The sequence below is a fragment of the Actinoplanes sp. NPDC048791 genome (assembly GCF_040650095.1).
Taxonomy (GTDB): Bacteria; Actinomycetota; Actinomycetes; order Mycobacteriales; family Micromonosporaceae; genus Actinoplanes.
The window spans coordinates 1-3,901 of sequence record NZ_JBEZGQ010000805.1 but is presented as its reverse complement, the minus strand read 5'-3'; the positions used below and the strand labels follow the sequence as shown (position 1 = coordinate 3,901).

At 72.2% G+C, this 3,901-nt stretch carries 4 protein-coding genes; 1 reads left to right on the top strand and 3 read right to left on the bottom strand.

Features of this window, described 5'->3' with window-relative positions:
* Nucleotides 1-494 (bottom strand): peptide deformylase (locus tag AB0C29_RS37435; protein WP_360830772.1); only part of this gene is annotated, 494 nt, incomplete at its 3' end.
* 31 nt (nucleotides 495-525) lie between these two features.
* Entirely contained in the window at nucleotides 526-1,782 is a 1,257-nt protein-coding gene (locus AB0C29_RS37430; RefSeq protein ID WP_360830769.1) for a chorismate-binding protein, read from the bottom strand.
* 121 nt (nucleotides 1,783-1,903) lie between these two features.
* On the opposite strand from AB0C29_RS37430, the gene AB0C29_RS37425 reads away from it, so the two are divergent.
* Nucleotides 1,904-2,104 carry a DUF5999 family protein gene (locus tag AB0C29_RS37425; protein WP_212986528.1) on the top strand — a complete coding sequence of 67 codons (201 nt, stop codon included), beginning with the start codon at nucleotides 1,904-1,906 and terminating at the stop codon, nucleotides 2,102-2,104.
* A gap of 78 nt (nucleotides 2,105-2,182) precedes the next feature.
* Here AB0C29_RS37425 and gcvPB read toward each other — a convergent pair.
* Nucleotides 2,183-3,901, bottom strand: a 1,719-nt coding sequence (gene gcvPB, locus AB0C29_RS37420; protein WP_360830766.1) for an aminomethyl-transferring glycine dehydrogenase subunit GcvPB, incomplete at its 5' end; no start/stop codon positions are given.

The following is a 3,901-nucleotide window of genomic DNA, read 5'->3' as shown; positions in this document are numbered from 1 at the left end:
CGGCGGGCCGCCCGCGGGCCGCGGCGCAGCTCGCGCAGGGCCTGGCGGCGGACGTCTCCGGTCAGCGTGTCGATGTAGAGCCGGCCGTCGAGGTGGTCGGTCTCGTGCTGCAACGCCCGGGCCAGCAGCCCGGTGCCCTTGATCGTCAGCGGCTCACCGAACTGGTCGACGCCGGTGGCGGTCACCGACCAGGCCCGCCGGGTCGGATATTCCATGCCGGGCAGCGACAGGCAGCCCTCCTCGTCGTCCTGCTCACCGTCGGGCTCCGACAGCACCGGGTTGATCAGGTGAGCGACCACGCCGTCGACGTTGTACGAGAACGCGCGCAGGCCGACACCGATCTGCGGGGCGGCGACCCCGGCCCGGCCGGGCTCGCGCACGGTGTCCTCCAGGTCGGTGATCAGCGCCCGCAGGTCGTCGTCGAACGTGACGACCTCGGCCGCGGGGGTCCGCAGCACCGGGTCGCCGTAGAAACGGATGGGTCGCACAGTCATGGGCCCAACCTAGGCGAAGTGGGCGCGCGGTTCAGGGACCGGCCAGCGCGGCGCGCATCGGGGCCGCCTTGGCCGCCGCCTCGTCGACCTCCGCCCACGGGTCACTGTCGATGGTGATGCCACCGCCCGCCCACAGGTGCACCCGCTCACCGTCGACGGCCACCGTACGGATGCTCAGGCCCAGGTCGACGTGGTCGGTGCCGACCCAGCCCAGCGCGCCCATGGCGACGCCGCGGCCGACCGGCTCCAGCCGGGCGATCTCGCGCAGCGCCGCGTGCTTGGGCGCGCCGGTCACCGAGCCGCCCGGGCACAGCGCCCGCAGCAGCCCGGGCAGGCCCACCGGCTGCTCGATCGGGGCGGACACCACCGACTCGGCCTGCCACAGCTCGCACCAGCGGCGCACCGCGAACAGCTCGTCCACCCGGACCGCGCCCACGCCGAGGCGGGCCAGGTCGTTGCGTTCCAGGTCGACGATCATCACGTGCTCGGCGCGTTCCTTGGCCGAGGCGAGCAGCTCGCGGCGGCCCTGCTCGGTGGCCGGCCGGGTGCCCTTGATCGGCCGGGTGATCACCCGGCCGCCGCGGACCTCGACCAGCGTCTCCGGCGTGGCCGTCGCCACGGCCCAGCCTTCACCCGTCAGAACGCCGCCGTAGCGCGCGCCGGGCAGAGCGGCCACCCGGGCCAGGGCCGGCCCCGGATCACCCGTGTACGGCGCTGAGGCGTGCCCCACGACGTTGACCTGATAGACATCGCCACGCCCGATCGCGGCCCGGACGGCGGTGACCGCGGCGGCGTGCTCGGCGCGGCTCCAACTGTCGTGCCACGGACCCAGCCGCCACTCGTCCGGGCGTGCACCCGCTGCGGAACCTCCCGAATTGCCGGAGCCGATCGCACACGCTCCCATCACAGACGGTGACGGCTCGGTGGGGTCGCGGTGGGTGTGCACCACGGCCACCACATCCGGGATCCCGGGGACCGGAGAGGGCGCTCCGGCAGGCCCGCCGATGATCACCGAACCGGCCGACGCGGACACGTACAGTGCTGCGCCGCAAGGGGTTCCGACGCCGGTCGGGTGGAATTGGGTAGCCGTTCGGCCGATGTCTCGCACCGGCAGTCCGTTGCCTTCGAGGAACGCCGCGACAAGCTCTGCGGGGTCACCGCCATCACCCACCGACCACTCGAAACGGTATGACTCACCGTGACGGCCCTGGCAGGACGCCGGAGAACCCGGTTGAGGACCCCGCCCGGGTGTCGGAAAGTGGTCGGCGGCGGCTCTGCCGTGGAACATCAGAACAGTGGATTCTCTCAATGGGGCGCCGTCACTCACGAGATCCGGATTCGTTCGGATGGGAGTAGTGTTCCGCCCCGTTGATGTGAAGCACGACACAACCCCCTACCGGAGACACCCGATGTGCCAGCACCAGAAGTCCTGCCCCTCTGCCGAAGCCGTCGACCGCGAAGCGGCCCGGATCGTGGCGACCTTCCCCGAGCAGGGATGGAGCCTGCTCTGCAACGGTGTCATCGTCTTCGAGGACACCGGTGAGCTGCTGCCCGACGGCAGGACGATCGCACCACACCGCGGACCGGCCGTGCACGCCCTGGCGGCCTGAGAGACCTGCGACACGCCCGCGGGCCGACCGGAAGCACCACCCCGGCCGACCCGCGACGGACCCGCCGCACCGGACCACTCAGTCCTCGAACGCCTCCGGCGAGGGGCACGAGCAGACCAGGTTCCGGTCCCCGTACGCCCCGTCGATGCGCCGCACCGGCGGCCAGTACTTCGAGGTCCGGTCCACCCCGGCCGGGAAACCAGCCAGCGACCGCGGGTACGCGTGCTGCCACTCGTCCGCCGTCACCGCCGCCGCCGTGTGCGGGGCGTTGTGCAGCGGATTGTCGTCCCGCGGCCACTCCCCCGCAGCCACCCGGTCGATCTCGCCCTTGATCGCGATCATCGCGTCGCAGAACCGGTCCAGCTCGGCCAGGTCCTCGCTCTCGGTCGGCTCCACCATCAGCGTCCCGGCCACCGGGAACGACATCGTCGGCGCGTGGAAGCCGTAGTCGATGAGCCGCTTGGCCACATCGTCGACCGACACGCCCGTCGCCTTGGTCAGCGGCCGCAGGTCCAGGATGCACTCGTGCGCGACCAGGCCCTCGTTGCCGGCGTACAGCACCGGGTAGTGCTCCCGCAGCCGCGCCGCCACATAGTTCGCCGCCAGCACCGCCACCCCGGTCGCCGCGGCCAGCCCCTCCGGGCCCATCATCCGCAGGTACGCCCACGAGATCGGCAGGATCCCGGCCGAGCCGTGCGCCGCCGCCGACACCGCGTGGTGCTCACCGGGCTCCAGCGGGTCACCCGGCAGGAACTCCGCCAGATGCGCGCGCACCGCGACCGGGCCCACCCCGGGGCCACCGCCGCCGTGCGGGATGCAGAACGTCTTGTGCAGGTTCAGGTGCGACACGTCCGCGCCGAACTTGCCCGGCTTGGCGAAACCGACCAGCGCGTTCAGGTTCGCCCCGTCGACGTACACCTGACCACCCGCGTCGTGCACCGCGCCGCACAGCTCCGCGATGCCCTTCTCGTACACGCCGTGGGTCGACGGATACGTCACCATGATCGCCGCCAGCGCGTCCGCGTGCTTTTCGATCTTGGCGGCCAGGTCACCCAGGTCCACGTTGCCGTTCTCGTCGCAGGCCACCACGACCACCCGCATGCCCGCCATCACCGCGCTGGCCGCGTTCGTGCCGTGCGCACTCGACGGGATCAGGCACACGTCCCGGTGGGTCTCGCCCCGCGACCGGTGATAACCCCGGATCGCCAGCAGACCCGCCAGCTCACCCTGCGAACCCGCGTTCGGCTGCACACTCACCGCGTCGTACCCGGTGACCTCGGCCAGCCAGCCCTCCAGCTGCGCCACCAGCGCCTCGTAACCCGCCGTCTGCGACGCCGGCGCGTACGGGTGGATGTTGGCGAACTCCGCCCAGCTGACCGGCTCCATCTCGGTGGTCGCGTTCAGCTTCATCGTGCACGAACCCAGCGGGATCATGCCCCGGTCCAGCGCGTAGTCCCGGTCCGACAGCTTGCGCAGATACCGCAGCATCGCCGTCTCCGAGTGGTGCGCCGAGAACACCGGGTGCGTCAGATAGTCGGTGGTGCGCTCCAGACCAGCCGGCAACGCCGCCCCGTCAGCCGGAGCCGGAGCCGCACCGAACGCGGCCAGCACCGCCTCGACGTGCGCCGGCGTCGTCGTCTCGTCACACGCGACCGACACCCGGTCGGCGTCCACCAGCCGCAGATTGATCCCCGCACCCTCGGCCGCCGCGACCACCTCGGCCGCCCGGCCCGGCACCACCGCGGTCACCGTGTCGAAGAACGCGGCGTGCGCGACCTCAACCCCGGCCGCGGCCAG